Here is a 17,108-nt window from a genome sequence, read left to right as displayed (position 1 = left end):
TTTGTTTGTGACGCCGACCGGCCTGTGCCGGGCTGCCCGCATCCGTAACAGCGCGCCGAAATGGCAGAAACGCCGCACCCCCACATTTCGTTGCGGTAATACCCATAACCGCTGCGCAGCCCTAATGTTAGACTTGAATTCACGTCCGGGCACATTATTGGGACACTAATCGTTCAAAGAAACCTCGAAGCCTCGCCCCTGACAGGAGAATCGACTCATGCGCAAGCGTTGCCTGGTCGTTTCGCTCGCTTCGCCTTACCCTCGCCTGCCGTATCTGGCGCTGATGTTCCTGAGCGCCGCCATCATAATCGCCAATGGCCCTCGCGCGCTTGCGGAAGGTGCCTTTTCCGTGACCAGTGTCGACCTTCGGTCGGGTGGCACCGTGCCGGACGCCCAAGTCTTCGATGAGGGCGACTGCAAGGGCGGCAACCGGTCGCCCCAGTTGTCATGGCGCGACGCGCCGGCCGGCACCCGCAGTTTCGCCGTGACGATGTTCGATCTCGACTCCCCGGGCCCCGGCTGGTGGCACTGGGCGGTGGCCGGCATTCCGCCAGGCGTTCACCAGTTGCCTGCCAATGCCAGCGCGTCAGGCTATCTGAAAAACCTCGGCGCCGTCGAAGCGCGCAACGACTTCGACACCGATGGCTACGGCGGCCCGTGCCCGCCGCCCGGTAAGCCGCACCACTACGTCATCACCGTCTACGCGCTTGATACGACCGATCTGCGGATCGCAACCGGCCGCCCCGCGCTGATGTTCGATCATGAGATCGGCACGGCGACTCTCGGTTCCGCGCGGCTTGTCGTCACCTATGGGCGCTGACGGATCGGTCTGGCCGCGCTTTGTTTGAGCGTTGCCGCGGCACTCGCCAACGCGCGCGACACCGCTGCGGTTCGGCTTCGAACGACAGGCAACGGCCGCTGAACTGCCGGCATTTGTGTCATATCTGCGTCATTTGCGCGGCGCAACGTGTTTTTTGCCCTAGCATCCGCACACGCGCCGCCATCCGGTTTTAAAATCACGGATTCGCGGATCGCGTGCAGCAGGCGTGCATCCACCAGTTGAACTCAGTCAGTCAAGCGAGATTCGAGATGAGCACCAAGGTTTTTGTCGACGGACAGGAAGGGACCACCGGCCTGAAGATTTTCGAGTATCTGTCGCAGCGTGACGACGTGGAAATCCTGCGCATCGAGGAAGCGAAGCGCAAGGACCTCGACGAGCGCCGCCGTCTCATCAACGCCTCGGACGTGACGTTCCTGTGCCTGCCGGATGTCGCATCGCGCGAATCGGCCTCGCTCGTCGAGAACGACAAGACCGTGCTGATCGACGCAAGCACCGCGTTTCGCACCGCCGCCGACTGGGCCTATGGCCTTCCCGAACTCGCCCGCGCGCAGCGCGAGCGTCTGCGCACCGCCAAGCGCATCGCCGTGCCGGGCTGCCACGCATCGGCGTTCGTGCTCGCGATGCGGCCGCTCGTCGAAGCCGGCGTGGTCTCGCCTGACTTCGCCGCGCACAGCTATTCGATCACCGGCTACAGCGGCGGCGGCAAGAAAATGATTGCGGACTACGAAGCAGGCGGCAACGCCAAGTTCAACAGCCCGCGCCCGTACGCGCTCGCACTCACGCACAAACACCTGCCGGAGATGGCCGCGCATACCGGCCTCAAGAACGCGCCGGTGTTCACGCCGATCGTCGGCAGCTTCTATAAGGGCCTCGCCGTCACAACCTACTTCTCGCCGAAGGACCTTGCGAAGCGCGTGAGCCCGCAGGACGTGCAAGCTCTCTTCGCCGAATACTATGCGGGCGAAGCGTTCGTGCGCGTCGCACCGTTCGATGCCGAAGAGAACCTCGACGCCGGCTTCCTCGACGTCCAGGCGAACAACGACACCAACCGCGTCGACCTGTTCGTGTTCGGCAATCAAGAGCGCTTCGTGACTGTCGCGCGGCTCGACAACCTCGGCAAAGGCGCATCGGGCGCCGCGATCCAGTGCATGAACTTGAGCATCGGCGCGGCGGAAGGCGCCGGCTTGAAAAGCTGACGCGAAGCGCGCTGCCGCACCCCGTGCAAAGCCGGCTCGACGAGCCGGCTTTTTTATTTCGAACAACTTTAATCCTGGACTAAATTAAAAATAGTCAAATCGATAAATCAGACAAATTCAAAGCAATTACAATTAGATACACTTTCGAATAACAATTTGATACAAATCGGCAATTCATCCCGTTTTCACTTAGGGCGGTTTCAAGCACAAGTTTCCGCCTAGGGAATATCCCGATTCGACCGCGAACGAGCGTTCTATTACGATCGTCCGTTTTTCTAAAAGTCTTGTGCCACAAGGCTTAGCCGATTAGCAACGGTTCCGCATCGATGCTTGAAACGGTCCCATCTGTTTGAGGCTCCGCGCCCCGCCCCAGCCGCCGTAGCGATTAAAAAAATCCAGCGTTTGAATTGGATTTTTTAGACGGTTTTATCAATTGACATCAATAAATCGCACGGCGAAATTACGTCCCACAATTACATTCAGGGAGACGGGGCATGTCACATGCCATTTCAAAAGGCTTGGCTTTGGCCATCGCCGCCGCACCGCTTTTCATCGCGTGCGGCGGCGGCACCGCAAGTGCTCCAACCGCTATCAACGCTCCGCAATGTTCGGGCTCGAGCTGCGGCGTGCAGGGCCCGCCTGCCTCGGGCACCACGGCGTCGTTGTGTCCCGCGACGGCGGACATCGTCAACAGCACCTACCTGGGCGGCGCGGGCAGCGGCGAGATCGCGAGCGTCCACATCGACGCGGTCGCGATGACCTACACGCTCAAGTGGTACGAATCGCCGATTCCGCTCGCGGCCGGCAACGTCACGCCGACCCGCGCCGGCACGACGATCACCGGCTCGGTCATCCATCCGCCCGCCGGTACGCTGCCGACCGCCGAACAGACGCGCTGCGCGTTCATCCTCGAACCCGGTTCCGGCACGGCGGCGGCGACCGGCGGGACGTACTCGACCACCTCGACCTTCGACTCCGCGAACCCGCCGATGATCCTCATCGGCCATGGGGTCGCGGGCGGCGGCATTCCAGGCGCCGAGGTGCAGTATCCGGGCGTCCTGGGATTGTTCGCCGTGCCGGACCGCAAGTTCGACTTCTATCCGTTCATCGGCTTCGCACAGGTCGACACCAACCTCGCCGACCTGAAGGGCACCTATAACGCGCTGCTCTACCACATCCAGCCTTCGGACTCGTGGGCCCAAGCCGGCGTCAACGCCGTCGAAACCTTCGATGCCAGCGGCAACTGCTCGTCAAGCTCCAGCTGCAAGACGACGGGCGGCGCGTGGACTGCGAGCACATCCGGTTCTTACTTCGCAAGCAGCAGCCCACCGAAGATCGTCAACGGCACCCAGATTGGACAAAGCGCACAAGCACACATGGTGATCGGCCAGCTGAACGGCGCCATCGTGCCGGTCGTCGTGCGCACCGGGAATGCCAATCCCGGCCAGCTGGCCGTCGACGACGAATCGGGCATCGCGCTGCTCACCGCCGCCCAGTCGCTTGCCTCAGGCGGTTTCGACGGCGCCTACGCCGGCGCGGACTCGAACTTCAAGTACACGGCGACGCTGATCCAAGGCGGCTTGGGCAGCTTCGTCAATCCGTCGACGAGCGCGCAGGAATCAGGCTTCGCCTTGCAGTACGGACTGTCGAGCCCGGGCCTCGTCGGCGTCACGGATCAGCAAGGCAATGCGGGCTTTGCGATCGCGTCGGGCGGGCTCTACGCGATTTTGATCCAGGGCGAGGAGAACGGCGGGATCACGGCGTCGTCGGGGATCGTCGGGCAAACGACGAGCTCCGTGCCGTACTTCGGCATCGGCGCGCTCGTGAGCAAGTAGCCGCGCATCACCGCAGTACATCAAACAAGAGGCGGCCGACAGGGAGCCAGGCCGCCCCATAACGACAAACATTCTGGAGGGGCAACATGAGTTGGAAAATCTATTCGGCGCTGGCCGTTGCGGCGCCTTTTCTTGCCGCGTGCGGCGGCGGCGGTGGCGGCGGCGGCGGAGACCCGGCGCCCGTGGCCGCGAGCCTGTGCCCGTCATCGCTCGATTACAGCACCGTCTACACGGGCGGCGGCGGCGATGGCGAACTGGTCAAGCTGCAGCTCGACACGACCAAGCTGACGTGGCAGGTCACCTATATCGAATCGCCGATTCCGCAAACCACCGGCACTGTCGCGCCGACGCGCGCCGGCACGACGCAAAGCGGCACGCTGACCCAGGAAACCGGGCTGCCAACGCAAAAGCTCAACAATTGCGCGTACCGGCTGAACGGCGCGAGTCTCGACCCGAACCGGCCGGCGCGCGTGTTCATCGGCGAAGGCGTCGCGGGCGGCACGATTCCGGGCAAGGAGATCCAGTTCAACGGCGTCGGCGGCGACGGCGCGGTGCCCGACACGACCTTCCCCTACTACCCGTTCATCGGCTTTTCGTCGCTGCAGACGAACCTCGCGAGCGTCGCGGGCACCTATAACCAAGTCGGCTATCACCAGGTTCCGTCGCAGAACTTCCTGCCGGTCGCGGTCGATTCGAAGATCACGATCCACGCCGACGGCACCTGGACCGAGTGCGACAACACCGGCGTCAACGCCGGCACCTGCCAGCAGCCCGGGACCAACTTCGTGCAGTCGGCGGACGGCAGCGGCGCCTTCGAAACCGACCACTTCCAAGGCCAGGCGAAGCCGACGCTCGCGCCAACGCCGGTCGCAAAAGGCTTCATGATCGTCGGTCAACTGCGCGGCCAACTGGTGCCGATCCTGGTCCGCACCGGCGTCGCGAACTCGTCGCTCGCGACGAATCCGCAAAACGGCTTGACCGGGCCCGTCGCCGACGACGAATCCGGCATCTCGATCCTCGCCCCGCAAACGACGATCGGCCAAGACTCGCAGGACGGCGAGTACATCGGCGTCGACAGCCAGTTCGACTACCGGACGACCGCGCTCGAAGGCACCCAGGCCACGCTGCTCGATCCATTCAACGCCTCACAGGCGTCGCTCGCGACCGCGCTCAACCTCGACTACACGCAGAGCGTGCCGGGCGTGGTGAGGTCGTCGCACGTGGGCGCGTCGACGGGCAGCGCCGCGACCGGCAAGTTCATTTTCACAGGGGGCATCTTCGGCTTTCTCGACGAATCGACGCCGTCATCGCCGTATTTCACGATCGGCGCATTCGTGCAGTAGATCGCGCGAGGAGGGAGGACATGATCAAAAAAATAGGCGCCGCGCTCGTCGCGGCCGTGGTCTCGCTCGCCGCGCATGCGCAGCAGGCGGGCGACAACGTGGTCACGCTCGGCTGGTTTCACGTGGCGCCCCAGCAATCGAGCACGCCGCTCACGACGAATGTCGCGCCGGTGCCGATCAACACGCCGCTGCGGTTGCCGAGTTCGTTCACCTCGACCGGCACGGGGCTGTCGACCAACAATGCCAATACGGCGGGGCTCGTGTCGAGCCACTTCTTCACCGACAACATCGCGCTGACGAGCGTCGCCGGCGTGCCGCCGACGTTCAAGGTCTACGGCCACGGCACCATCAAGCCGCCGGGACCGGCCGGCGCGCTCGGCATCCAGAACCTGGGCGATCCGTCGGCGAATCCGATCATCAACAGCGTGCGGCAATGGAGCCCGGCAGTGCTCTTGCAGTACTACTTCGGGAAGGCCACGGCGAAATTCCGGCCGTATGTCGGGATCGGCGTCTCGTATAACTTCTTCACCAATATCCAACTGAACCCCGCGTTCATCCAATCGACGCAGAACAACCTCGGCGCGGTGCTTGCCGCCGGCGCGAACAAGCCAGGGACGACGAGCGTATCGGCGAAAGCGTCGTCATCATGGGCTCCGGTGTTCAACGTGGGCGCTTCGTATTTCTTCACGAAACACTGGGGCATGACCGCAAATGTGACCTACATCCCGCTGAAGACCACGTCGTCGGTGATCATCAAGGCCGCAGACGGCACGGAGCTCGCCGAGTCGCAGGCGGAATTGAAGGCGGACCCGATCATCACGTTCGTCGCCGTGTCGTACAAGTTCTGATGGGAAATGGGGACCGCTTTGTATTGGGGCAAAAAAAAGCCCGCCTAAGTTGGCGGGCTGAATCCATATCAGAGGAGACATGGAGGAGACAGTTCCTACTATAGCAAACCCTTAGTTGCAGTGCAACATCTCATTGTTTCGAAGTTCAGCCTCGTTGCGCCCGCGCCACACCGAAAGTCAATCCGCTCGTTCGCACGCCATCGACAGGATGAAGCTCAACTGATCCGGACCCACCGGCTTGACGAGATGCACGTCGATACCGGCAGCGAGCGCCATGTCGCGATATTGCGGCTGCCCCCAGCCAGTGAGCCCGATCAACAACAGCGGACGGTCCCCCGCCATGTCCCGCAATTGGCGCGCGGTCGCCAGGCCGTCGAGTTCGGGGCCGCCGATGTCGAGAATCGCGACATCTGGCCAATTGCGCTCGGTGAGGCTCAGCGCATCGGCCGCGGTGTGCGCGAGGATCAAGTCGTAGCCCATCTCGTCGAGCAGATTCGCGAGGCCCGCTAGCGCATCGTCGTCGCGACCGGCGATCAATATGCTCTTATGCACGGTGCCTCCCGATGTGTCTGCTGCATTTCTTCGTTTGATCAGTTTCAGGGCGAATAATTTTCACTCTTTCGCAACAATCTGTTGCGCATTCCACCGATCGGGCCGAAATCATCACATCAATCCTTGTGAATCGCACTCCGAACTGTTGTCTGAAACGATGATTCGCGCAAGGCTTTTCAGCGCTTGGTTAAAAGAAAATCGTTTTCTATCGAGTCGCCAACTTTTTTTTGTGACCCCGTCAGACCCTTTTTGAACGGCAGTTCGATTCAAACGCGCGCGAACCCACCAAAAAGCGTCAAACCCTCATGCAGTCGACGGCCGAGTGTCCGGTCTCGAACAGTCCGCATTCCTCATACCGTTCAAATTCAATCGCAAACGATTGCGCATTCCACGCATTTCGCATCGGCCGATCGTTAAAGTTCCGCGCCGCTTTTCCGTAGACGCAACCAAGCAGTTCGACAGTGTCCGTTCCGTAGCGGCAGCAGCAATGAAAGCCGTATGCGCAGGATGCATTGCCGTTCTTCGCTTGCGCGTCACCTAGGCTCGCAAGCGGCTTTCACCGCAAAGGAAGTCTCGTGAAACCGATTTTCGATACGAGCGTTGCTCGCGCAATGCTCGGGGCAGCGCTCGTCTATGCGCCCCTCGCCTACGGGTCTCTTGGGCAATCCGCCAGTTCCATCGCGGATGACGCGGCATCGATGCGAGCCGTCAGCCACGCGAGCAGCGCGCAAGCGGCCTATTCAATTCATACGATTACGCTGCCCTCCGGCACCGTGGTGCGCGAATACGTCGCGCAAAACGGCGTCGTGTTCGGCGTGGCGTGGGACGGTCCGACACTGCCCGATTTGAAGTCCACGCTCGGCGCCGCGTTCGACCGCTATGTCGCCGCGAGTTCGACGGGGCGTGGCAATCGGCTCGCGGTGTCGGCGGATGATTTGGTCGTGTATTCCGGCGGACACTTGCGCGCGTTTGCCGGACACGCCTATCTGCCCGCGGCATTGCCCGCTGGCGTCGACGCCAGCGTCATTCAGTGAAGGAGCGCATATGCGTGCCCTTTCTTCCCTCTATCGGCTCGCGCTCGCGACCGCCTTGGCCGCGACAATGCTTTCCGCCTGTGGCGGTGGCGGCGGGGGCTCCTCATCCGCTGCGTCCTCGGCGAGCAACAACTCGAGTTCGAGCGGCACGACCAACACTTCGGCCGCGCCTGCGCTAGCCGCCAATGTGGCGACGATCATCGTCGACAGCGGCATTTCGAATGTGCCGAATATGCCGTTCGTGAGCGTCACCGTCTGCGCGCCGGGGACAGGCAATTGCCAGACGATCGATCACGTGCTCGTCGATACCGGGTCATGGGGCTTGCGGGTGTTCGCGTCGCAATTGCCGGCGTCGGTCGCCTTGCCGCAGGAGTCCGACGCGAACGGCAACACGCTCGCCGAATGCATGCAGTTCTTCGACGGCTACACCTGGGGCGCGGTCCGCACGGCCGACGTGAAGATCGCGGGCGAAACCGCGGCGTCGCTGCCGATCCAAGTGATCGATCCGAACTACGCGAGCCTGCCCTCCAGTTGCGCGAACACCGGCACGTCGCGCAACACGCCCGGTGCGCTGGCGGCAAACGGCGTCCTCGGCATCGGCGTGTTCAAGCACGATTGCGGGGCGACGTGCGCGGCGCAGGCCGTCGCAGGGACGTACTACACGTGTCCCTCGTCGGGCTGCACCTCGCTTGCGGTCGCGGAGCCGCTGCAGGTCGCCAATCCGATCCCCTACTTCGCGGCCGACAACAACGGCGCGATCGTCAGCCTTCCGGCATCCCCGGCGACTGGCGCGGTGTCGCTCGCCGGTCAACTGATCTTCGGCATCGGCACGCAAAGCAATAACGGATTGGGCTCGGCGCAGGTGCTCGCGGCCAACGCGTCGACGGGCGACTTCACGACGGTGCAGAACGGCACGACCTATACGAAAAGCATGATCGACAGCGGCTCGACGGGGATCTTTTTCGCCACCAGCCAGATGTCCGCGTGCGCGAGTCCAAACAACGCGTACTACTGCCCGGCGTCGAACGAGCAGTTCAGTGCGGTCAATGAAGGCGTCAACGGCGTGACGAGCTCGGTGACGTTCACCGTCGGCAACGCCACCGAAATCGCCAACACCCGCGGCGCCGATGCGGTGCTGCCGCTGTTGGCCGGGCCAGCGTTCGTCACTTCGTCGGTATTCGACTGGGGGCTGCCGTTCTTCTATGGCCGCACTATCTACGCGGCGGTCGAGCAGCAATCGACACCGGGCGGCGCCGGCCCTTACTTCGCGTACTGACCCAAGACGCGTCGCGTGGATAAAAAAAGGGAGCGCCAGCGACGCTCCCTTTTTTCGCGCGATGGCGATTCGTCAGTGCCGCACGAGCGCCATCATCGCGCCGAATCCGACGAACACGCCGCCCGTCAGCCGATTGAACGCCTTCGCGACGCTGCGGCTCTTGAGCGTCGCGCCGATACGCAGGCCGAAGCCGGCGTAGACCAGGTACCAGCTCACCTCGATCACCGCGAACGTCGCGACAAGGATGCCGAATTGCGGCAGCTTCGGCGCGGCTTCGTTGATGAACTGCGGCAACAGCGCCGCGGCGAACAGGATCGCCTTCGGGTTGCTGCTCGCGACCAGGAAGCCGTTGCGATAGAGCGCCGCGGGGGAGCGAACGGGCCTGGCGGCCGCTTCGACGCCGTTCGCGTCAGGCGCTTCGTCGACCTTCGCGCGCCACGCCTTGACGCCGAGATACACGAGGTACGCGGCGCCGATCAGCCGCAGCGCGTTGAACATCGCCGGCCATGCTTCGAGAAACACGCCGAGCCCCGCCGCCGACACCGACAGCATCAGCACCAGCGCCGACAGGCATCCCGCCATCGTCGCGCTCGCGCGGCGCAGGCCGTGCTGCGCGCCATGCGTCATCACGAGCAGCATGTTGGGGCCGGGAATGGCGGAAACGACGAAAACGGTGGCGACGTAAAGCCACCAGGTATGCAGGTTCATGGCGATGGTGCGGACAAGTGATTCGGAATGGGTTAAGCGGCTGATTATGCCTGCAAGCGTCGAATATTTCCGGGCGGCCGCGGCGCGCGGGCCTTTAGCCCCTCCGCGCCGACCACCCACGCCGGTCGCCCACGCCGGTCGCCCACGCCGGTCGCCCGAATCGCCCGCCCGCTCGGCCCCGGTTAGCGCGCAGCGCGCCGCGCCGCCACTTGCCCGAGGACCGCGAAGTCCTTGTCGCCGTCGCCGTGCGCGATCGCGTCGAGCAGGCTGTCGCGCACGACGCTCGCGATCGGCAGCGGCGTCGAGGCCGCGTCGCCGGCCGCGAGCGCGAGCCGCACGTCCTTCAAGCCCAGGCGCGCCTTGAACAGCGCCGGCTCGTAGCGCCCCTCGGCGATCAGCTTGCCGTAGCCCTGGTACACCGGTCCCGGGAACGCGCTACTCGTGATCACGTCGAGAAAATCCGTCATCGCGACGCCATAGCCGCCGAGCAGCGCCGACACCTCGCCGAGCGTCTCCACCGCGGAGGCGAGCGTGAAGTTCGCCGCGAGCTTCGCGACGTTCGCATGCTGCGGCAAGGAGCCGAGGCGCCACGTCTTCTGGCCGATTGCATCGAAGATTGGCTGCACGCGATCGATCGCTTCGGCGGGGCCCGCCGCCATGATCGTGAGCTTCGCGGCCGCGGCCACGTCGGGACGTCCCATCACCGGCGCGGCCACGTAGTTGAGCCCGCGCGCCGCGTGCTCGTGCGCGATTTCCTCGGCGTAAGCGACCGAAACCGTCGCCAGGTTCACGTGGATCAGACCGCGCGGCGCATGTTCGAGCAACTCGGCATCGAACACCTCGCGCGCCGCCGCGTCGTCGGCGAGCATCGAGAGCACGGCATCGCCCGCGAACGCATGGGCGGGCGTTTCGACCACTTGCGCGCCGAGTTCCGCAAGCGAGCGAGCGCGCTCGGCCGTGCGGTTCCATACCCTGACGCGATGCCCCGCCTTCAGGAGATTCGCGACCATCGCACTGCCCATGCTGCCCAGACCGATAAAACCGATATCCATGGATTGCTCCTTCGTTTCTCCGCAAAGAACTAGCGAGTAGAGCACAAGCGCGTGAAGCTTGCTGGCGGCCAGGCCAGCGCAAGGCCAACGTGCAAGGCGCTGATACGCATGGTGAAAAAGCGGCAGAGCGGCCCGGCGAGCCGCTCGCCTTGGTGCCATACTGATCCGATGGCTCCCGTCACCGCGACTTTCCGCTTCTATGAAGAGCTGAACGACTTCATCGCCCGGCCGCTGCGCAGGCGGTCGTTCAGTTGCGTGTGCGCGCCCGCCGCGACGGCCAAACATATGATCGAAGCGCTCGGCGTGCCCCATACGGAAGTCGAGTTGATCCTCGTGAACGGCGAATCGGTCGGCTTCGAGCGCATTCTTCAGGACGGCGACCGCGTCGCGGTCTACCCCAAATTCGAAGCGCTCGACATCCGCCCGCTTCTGCGCGTGCGCGCCGAGCCGCTGCGCACGATCCGCTTCGTTGCCGACGCGCATCTCGGCGGCCTCGCCCAATTGCTGCGGCTCGCGGGCTTCGACACGCTCTACGACAACCACTACGCCGACGCCGCGATCGAAGCGCTCGCCGCCACGGAACAGCGGATCGTGCTCACGCGCGACCGCGAGCTGCTCAAGCGCCGCACGATCACGCACGGCTGCTACGTGCGCGCGCTGAAACCCGAGGCGCAGTTGCGCGAGATTTTCGGGCGGCTCGATCTGGCAAGCAGCGCGAAGCCGTTCCGGCTGTGCCTGACTTGCAACGCGCCGCTGCGGAGGATCGAGAAGCACGAAGTGGCCGACCGCGCGCCCGAGGGCGTGCTCGAGCGGCACACGCAGTTCGTCACGTGCGACATCTGCCGGCGGGTCTTCTGGGAAGGCTCGCACTGGAGGCGCATGCGTGCGCTGATGGACGCCGTCGTGGACGGCGTGCATGCCGCGCCGCCGGCCGCGGGAGGCGCACAATAATGACGGCTCGCCCGGCCGCGTGACGCGCGCGCCGCCACAACGCATCAACACGCAAGCGAACTTCAAACCAAGCCCCGGAGACACCCGACATGCGCCATCGCCCCGACTCGGACCAGCCGCACCGCCTGCGCAGCCGCCGCTGGTTCGACGATCCGTCCAACCCCGGCATGACCGCGCTCTATCTCGAGCGCTACATGAACTACGGCATCACGCGCGAAGAGTTGCAGTCGGGCAAGCCGATCGTCGGCATCGCGCAGACCGGGTCGGATCTGGCGCCGTGCAATCGTCATCATCTGGAACTCGCCACGCGCGTGCGCGACGGCATCCGCGACGCGGGCGGCATCCCGCTCGAATTTCCGGTCCATCCGATTCAGGAAACCGGCAAGCGCCCCACCGCCGCGCTCGACCGCAATCTCGCCTACCTCGGGCTCGTCGAGATCCTGCACGGTTATCCGCTCGACGGCGTGGTCCTGACCACCGGCTGCGACAAGACCACGCCCGCGTGCCTGATGGCCGCCGCCACGGTCAACATCCCCGCGATCGTGCTCTCGGGTGGGCCGATGCTCGACGGCTGGTGGCACGGCAAGCTCGCGGGCTCGGGCACGGTCATCTGGCACGCGCGCAAGCGGCTCGCAGCTGGCGAGATCGATTACGAGGAATTCATGAACATGGTGGCGTCGTCGGCGCCGTCGGCGGGGCACTGCAATACGATGGGCACGGCGCTGTCGATGAATTCGCTGGCCGAGGCGCTCGGCATGTCGCTGCCCGGCTGCGCCGCGATTCCCGCACCGCATCGCGAGCGCGGGCAGATGGCCTACGCCACCGGCAAACGCATCGTCGGCATGATCCACGAGAACCTGCGCCCGTCGGACATCATGACCCAGGGCGCTTTCGAGAACGCCGTGGTCGCGGCGGCGGCGCTCGGCGGTTCGTCGAATTGTCCGATTCACATGATCGCGATCGCGCGGCACATGGGCGTCGAGCACACGCTCGACGACTGGCAGCGGCTCGGGCCGGACGTGCCGCTGTTGGTCGATTGCCAGCCGGCCGGGCGTTTTCTCGGCGAGGCGTTCCATCGCGCGGGCGGCGTGCCGGCGGTGATGAAGGAGCTGCTCGATGCCGGCAAGCTGAACGGCAGCGTGCGCACGGTCACGGGACGCACGCTGGCCGAAGACCTCGCGAACGTCGCCGAGCCGGATCGCGAAGTGATTCGCCGCTACGCGGAGCCGCTCAAGGAAGCCGCGGGCTACGTCGTGATGTCGGGCAACCTGTTCGACAGCGCCGTGATGAAGATCAGTGTGATCGATTCGGCGTTCCGCAAGCGCTTCCTCTCCGATCCCGAGCATCCGGATGTCTTCGAAGGACGCGCCATCGTGTTCGAAGGGCCCGAGGACTATCACGAGCGCATTGAAGATCCCGAGCTCGGCGTCGACGCCCATTCGGTGCTCGTGATTCGCAATAGCGGCCCGGTCGGGTATCCGGGCGGCGCCGAGGTCGTCAACATGCAGCCGCCCGCCGCGCTGATCAAGGAAGGCATCGATACGCTGCCGACCATCGGCGACGGGCGGCAAAGCGGCACGTCGGCGAGCCCGTCGATTCTGAACGTGTCGCCTGAAGCGGCGGTCGGCGGCAATCTCGCGCTGCTCAAGACCGGCGACAAGATCCGTATCGATCTGCAAGCGCGCAAAGTCGACGTGATGATTTCCGCGGACGAACTCGCCGCGCGCCGCGCCGCGTGGAAGGCGCCGCTCCTGCAGCACAAGACGCCGTGGGAGGAGATCTATCGCAGCATGGTCGGCCAGCACGCGACCGGCGCTTGCCTCGAACACGCGACGCTGTATCTGAACGTCATCGAGACGCGCGGCGAGTCGCGACACAATCATTGACCTTTGGAATCGGTGGGCCCGCGCTGTGCGTACAATACGGGCCCACCGCATCCAACCGCAGGACACTTCCGCATGGCAATGAAGAAAACCGACCTTGAAAAAAACAAGGCGCTGAAACTGACCCAATCGATGAAACAGAATCGCTCCGATCGCTTCGGCGCAGGCGCGACGGAAGTGCTCGACCGTCGCGAGCAGCGCAAGCTCGATCAGGCGAAAGGGCTCGTGCCGTTCGCGTGCAAGCTCGACGGCGAGCTCGTGGCAACGCTGAAAGAGCGTGCGTCCAGCCATCCGGAAGGGATGACCGGCCTCGTCGACGAGCTGCTGCGCAAAGGTCTCGCAGCGAGTTAAAACTCCACGACGGTCCGCAGCCCGGCAACCGCTTCGTTGCCGATGCGCTGACCGTTGTTGTTCGGATTCGGAATCCCTCCGCCCGGACGAACGATGTACTGGAAGTCCGCCTGCAACTGCCACCACGGGGCGACCTGGTACTGATACGTCGCCTCGATCACCGTTTCGGCCGAGCGCACCGGATAACCGGGCGTCGTTGCCGCCGTGTCGCGATCGAGCGCGCTCGCGGCCGAACTGAAGTTCGCATAGCCGACCGCAAGCCCGACCGAATCGTTGTCGCGCCCCTTGAACGGCGCCTTCAGCACGACGCCCCCTTGCAGCGCGAGATCGATCACATTGCGATTGCTCGGCGCCCCCATCACACGCGCGAATACGCCGACCGACTGCGGGCTGTCGGCGCTCGGCCGCCAGACCATCTGATCAGCGACCGCGTAAAGGCTGAAATTGCCGCGATGCGTGGCCGGCTCGGCGCCCTCCGGCGCGTTTGCGAGCGATGTGCCGTCTTGCGCGTAGTGCGGGTCCGCGAAGCGATTCGTGTTGTACCAAAAGCCGAGCTTGTAGGTGCCCGGAAGCCCTGCCGGTTGCGGCTGCCCCGCCGGCGCGGGCGGGTTGATCGCGTACTGCACTTCGCCGATCAACAACGCGCCGTTGTTCAGATTGAAGTTGGTGCCACTCGCATTGAGCTTCTGCGGATCGCCGACGCCGGGCGCCGGGTTGCCGTCGAACACGCCGCCGAGCACCGTCACCGAGTCGCTCGGCTTAGCGCGCAGCCGCACGCCAAGCGACGACAGCGGATAGGCTGGGCCGCCCGCCGGCAGATCGGCCGACGGCAGCACAGGCCAGCCGAACGTCGCATTGATGAACGTGCCGCCGTACTCCGTGACGATGAATTCCTGGTCGAGACTCTGCTGGCCGACCTTCACGTCGAATTTGTCGTCGAAGAACGACTGCTGGTACCAGAGCTCCCACAATCGCGTCGTAGCCGATGCCTCGACGCCGCTGATCGTCTGCGCCGTATCGAGATTCGCCGCCGTGATGCCGTGCCCGTGAATCTGCAGCGCGCTGACGTTGAACTGGCCGCCCTTCAGGCCGAAGGCTTTATCCGTATCGACGCCGAGTCCGAACAGCGTCGCGCCGTCGTAGGCGACGCCTTTGTTCCTACCGCCCGAGAAGTTGCCGTAGAACTCGCTCGTTTCCTGCACACCAAGCGTGATGCCGTGGTCGCCGAGCAAGGTACGCAGGCCGCCCATGTCGCCGAACAGGTTCGAACGGTCCCAGAGGCCGGCCGGCGTGGGCGCCTGATCGGCCGGCTGCGCGGCGGCGGTTGCGGGCGCAGCGCCTTGAGCCGGAGTCGCATCGGCTGCGGCTCCCGTGGGTGCGCCGCCGTTCGCGGCAGGCGGCGTCGTATCCGCCGATTGGGCATGGGCCGCGGAGACGAACGCGCCGCCGGCCAGCATGAGCGCCAGCATCGCCGCGGCGCAGATCGGCTTCAAACGCGACTCGCCTGACAGGCGGAACGCGCGGCTATTGTTTCGAGGTTGTGCGTGTGAGGAAGTGACTTTCATTGTTGGTTTCTTTTGTAGAGCGAATGAACACGCGCCGAGCCGACGCGGCGAAGCCGCTCGGCATCGGCATGCAGCAGGATTTCGGTTGAAACGGTGGTCAGGGTCTGAATGCCGAGCGACCTCGAGCGCTCGGCAATGGGAAGCTCACGCCCCCGGCGACTTCCACAGGCGCGACGCGTTGTAACCGACGTCAGCCAGGCCCGGCGAAGCGGCGCGCTGCTTTGCGCCGCCCGTTTGCTGACGCGCGCTCGGCTTGGGCCAATTGCAGCACGGCCGCGGACAATCCGGGCGCGGCGCACGCGCGGGTGGCGCCTCGCTTCGCGGTGCATTCAGGTAGTCGCGTGAGACGCGCAGAAAGCGTTCGATATGCATGATTCGACTCCCGTCGAGCCCGGTCGAGCCGGGCAACGTTCGATAGGCAACGCAACGCCTCGCACAGAGCGAAACGAGCGTGGTACTAAAAGGGAGCGTGCTGCAGACAGGCCATCGGCATGGCCTGAGAGAAAGCGCGCTGACCCGGCAAGGCGAGTCAGCGGCGGCAGGAGGTTCCGGCGTGGCTAACGCGCGATTGCGAGGGGGATGCCGGCACGGGCCGGCAATCTACATCCACTACTAGGGCATGCGTCCACGAGGGACTCCTGTTCTTAAGACAGGGCGGATTCTATGCTCGCCTCTTCGGGACTTGCAACAAAAAATTGCTACGCAGTGCTTAGTCGGTTCGAGCTTCATCCCTGGATCGTCCCTGAATACGCCGCATGAACAGCTTGCGCACCGGACCACCCCATCCGATACCAAGGTGTGCAGACGAATTCGCATGATACCCACTATGTAATTGAAACGTAAGAAAATTTATCCGGGTTATGCGTTGACTTGACTCATAGCGAATAACTAAAATTCAGGTGTTTCCACAAATGGGGCATATGCCTTGGACAGTTGCAGTAGTCGATCTTCGAACAGTTTTTCTGCCTGACAGGCACGACGCCCCGCGCTGATTCCTCTTTAGCCGCCGTCATGCCAGCAGGCAGACGGTGCGCATCGCAGTAGCTTCCGCAGTACTTCCTTCGCACCTCTTCGATCGAAACGCCGTCTTCGCGACGTGTGCGCGTTCGCACATTCGCTTCGATGGTTTGGCGCATCGAGCCATCGGGCTCGGGGCGCTGCTCGTTCACGCCTTTTCGACCGCCGCGCTCCCGCAGCACCGGCGCTCGTTACGGCGTGCGGTTCAACACATCCGTATTTCGCGACGCGACAACGGGAAAGACAAAAGGAAATCGAAATGCCCGACCCTGAGCCTAGTCACTCTTGCCGTACCCGCGCGATTACGCGCCCTATTTTTTGCTTCGCCTGACGGAAGGCCCGCATTCGTTCCTCCCCACACGTCCGATCGCCCAGATCCGTGTGAGTTGAAACCGGAGTGGCCACCCTCGGGCCCCAGGTTTCAATGATTTTGGAGGATTCACCATGCACTTCGCACTTCTCGTATCGCAGCTTCCGCGCGTTGACGAAGCTCGTCACCAGTACAACGAGATGCTGACGCTCGAGCCGCGTTCGAGCGTTTCGGCCCGCATGGCCGCGGCGTTCTGGACCGCGCTCAAGAAGCTCGCTCACTGACAAGAACTGAAATAGCGCGGCCGGCCGCTCGAAAGACGTCGTCCGGCAGGCTGCGCCACGAC

At 64.2% G+C, this 17,108-nt stretch carries 17 protein-coding genes; 11 read left to right on the top strand and 6 right to left on the bottom strand.

The genetic code is table 11. The features are described 5' to 3' along the window. Nucleotides 1–217 precede the first annotated feature (217 nt). From AAHK20_RS08180 to AAHK20_RS08160, 5 genes are all read left to right on the top strand, one after another. Nucleotides 218–820, top strand: coding sequence for a YbhB/YbcL family Raf kinase inhibitor-like protein (locus tag AAHK20_RS08180; RefSeq protein WP_449180947.1), 603 nt, complete (start codon nt 218–220; stop codon nt 818–820). Nucleotides 821–1,089: 269 nt separating this feature from the next. Beyond that, on the top strand, nt 1,090–2,037 hold the full coding sequence (gene argC, locus AAHK20_RS08175) for an N-acetyl-gamma-glutamyl-phosphate reductase (RefSeq protein WP_449180946.1): 948 nt from the start codon (nt 1,090–1,092) through the stop codon (nt 2,035–2,037). Between the two features lie 494 nt (nt 2,038–2,531). Continuing rightward, nucleotides 2,532–3,872, top strand: a complete 1,341-nt coding sequence (locus AAHK20_RS08170) for a DUF2957 domain-containing protein (RefSeq protein ID WP_449180945.1) — start codon at nt 2,532–2,534, stop codon at nt 3,870–3,872. Between the two features lie 86 nt (nt 3,873–3,958). After that, complete coding sequence (locus tag AAHK20_RS08165; RefSeq protein ID WP_449180944.1) at nt 3,959–5,215, top strand: DUF2957 domain-containing protein; 1,257 nt, start codon at nt 3,959–3,961, stop codon at nt 5,213–5,215. Nucleotides 5,216–5,235: 20 nt separating this feature from the next. Next, the gene (locus AAHK20_RS08160) at nt 5,236–6,063 is read left to right on the top strand and encodes an OmpW/AlkL family protein (RefSeq protein WP_449180943.1); all 828 of its coding nucleotides are present in this window, start codon (nt 5,236–5,238) and stop codon (nt 6,061–6,063) included. Nucleotides 6,064–6,240: 177 nt separating this feature from the next. Here the strand turns inward: AAHK20_RS08160 and AAHK20_RS08155 are convergent, their stop codons facing one another. Beyond that, nucleotides 6,241–6,615 (bottom strand): response regulator, encoded by a 375-nt coding sequence (locus tag AAHK20_RS08155; protein WP_449180942.1) that lies wholly within the window; start codon nt 6,613–6,615, stop codon nt 6,241–6,243. A gap of 611 nt (nt 6,616–7,226) precedes the next feature. On the opposite strand from AAHK20_RS08155, the gene AAHK20_RS08150 reads away from it, so the two are divergent. Next, a complete protein-coding gene (locus tag AAHK20_RS08150) occupies nt 7,227–7,649 on the top strand; it encodes a DUF2844 domain-containing protein (protein ID WP_449180984.1) in 423 nt (140 codons plus the stop codon). Between the two features lie 10 nt (nt 7,650–7,659). Further along, nucleotides 7,660–8,925, top strand: coding sequence for a DUF3443 domain-containing protein (locus AAHK20_RS08145; protein ID WP_449180941.1), 1,266 nt, complete (start codon nt 7,660–7,662; stop codon nt 8,923–8,925). 72 nt (nt 8,926–8,997) lie between these two features. On the opposite strand, the gene AAHK20_RS08140 is transcribed toward AAHK20_RS08145, so the two are convergent. Continuing rightward, entirely contained in the window at nt 8,998–9,633 is a 636-nt protein-coding gene (locus tag AAHK20_RS08140; protein ID WP_449180940.1) for a LysE family translocator, read from the bottom strand. 182 nt (nt 9,634–9,815) lie between these two features. Next, nucleotides 9,816–10,685: an NAD(P)-dependent oxidoreductase gene (locus tag AAHK20_RS08135; protein ID WP_449180939.1), complete on the bottom strand. Its 870-nt coding sequence runs from the start codon at nt 10,683–10,685 to the stop codon at nt 9,816–9,818. A gap of 168 nt (nt 10,686–10,853) precedes the next feature. Between AAHK20_RS08135 and AAHK20_RS08130 the strand changes: the two genes are divergently transcribed. The 3 genes from AAHK20_RS08130 (at nt 10,854) to AAHK20_RS08120 (ending at nt 13,870) form a co-directional block, all read left to right on the top strand. Further along, the gene (locus AAHK20_RS08130) at nt 10,854–11,636 is read left to right on the top strand and encodes a Mut7-C RNAse domain-containing protein (RefSeq protein WP_449180938.1); all 783 of its coding nucleotides are present in this window, start codon (nt 10,854–10,856) and stop codon (nt 11,634–11,636) included. 89 nt (nt 11,637–11,725) lie between these two features. After that, on the top strand, nt 11,726–13,522 hold the full coding sequence (locus tag AAHK20_RS08125) for an IlvD/Edd family dehydratase (RefSeq protein WP_449180937.1): 1,797 nt from the start codon (nt 11,726–11,728) through the stop codon (nt 13,520–13,522). Between the two features lie 72 nt (nt 13,523–13,594). Beyond that, complete coding sequence (locus AAHK20_RS08120; protein ID WP_449180936.1) at nt 13,595–13,870, top strand: hypothetical protein; 276 nt, start codon at nt 13,595–13,597, stop codon at nt 13,868–13,870. On the opposite strand, the gene AAHK20_RS08115 is transcribed toward AAHK20_RS08120, so the two are convergent. From AAHK20_RS08115 to AAHK20_RS08105, 3 genes are all read right to left on the bottom strand, one after another. Next, complete coding sequence (locus AAHK20_RS08115) at nt 13,867–15,339, bottom strand: carbohydrate porin (RefSeq protein ID WP_449180983.1); 1,473 nt, start codon at nt 15,337–15,339, stop codon at nt 13,867–13,869. The two genes, AAHK20_RS08120 and AAHK20_RS08115, sit on opposite strands and share 4 nt — an antisense overlap. Nucleotides 15,340–15,579: 240 nt before the next feature. Next, nucleotides 15,580–15,807 (bottom strand): hypothetical protein, encoded by a 228-nt coding sequence (locus AAHK20_RS08110; protein ID WP_449180935.1) that lies wholly within the window; start codon nt 15,805–15,807, stop codon nt 15,580–15,582. Between the two features lie 503 nt (nt 15,808–16,310). Further along, nucleotides 16,311–16,604: a hypothetical protein gene (locus AAHK20_RS08105; RefSeq protein ID WP_449180934.1), complete on the bottom strand. Its 294-nt coding sequence runs from the start codon at nt 16,602–16,604 to the stop codon at nt 16,311–16,313. Nucleotides 16,605–16,896: 292 nt separating this feature from the next. Between AAHK20_RS08105 and AAHK20_RS08100 the strand changes: the two genes are divergently transcribed. Next, the gene (locus tag AAHK20_RS08100) at nt 16,897–17,046 is read left to right on the top strand and encodes a hypothetical protein (RefSeq protein ID WP_449180933.1); all 150 of its coding nucleotides are present in this window, start codon (nt 16,897–16,899) and stop codon (nt 17,044–17,046) included. Nucleotides 17,047–17,108 lie beyond the last annotated feature (62 nt).

This window comes from Trinickia camelliae (assembly GCF_053525655.1).
The sequence above is the reverse complement of the archived record's forward strand: the minus strand, read 5'-3'. Positions and strand labels throughout refer to the sequence as shown.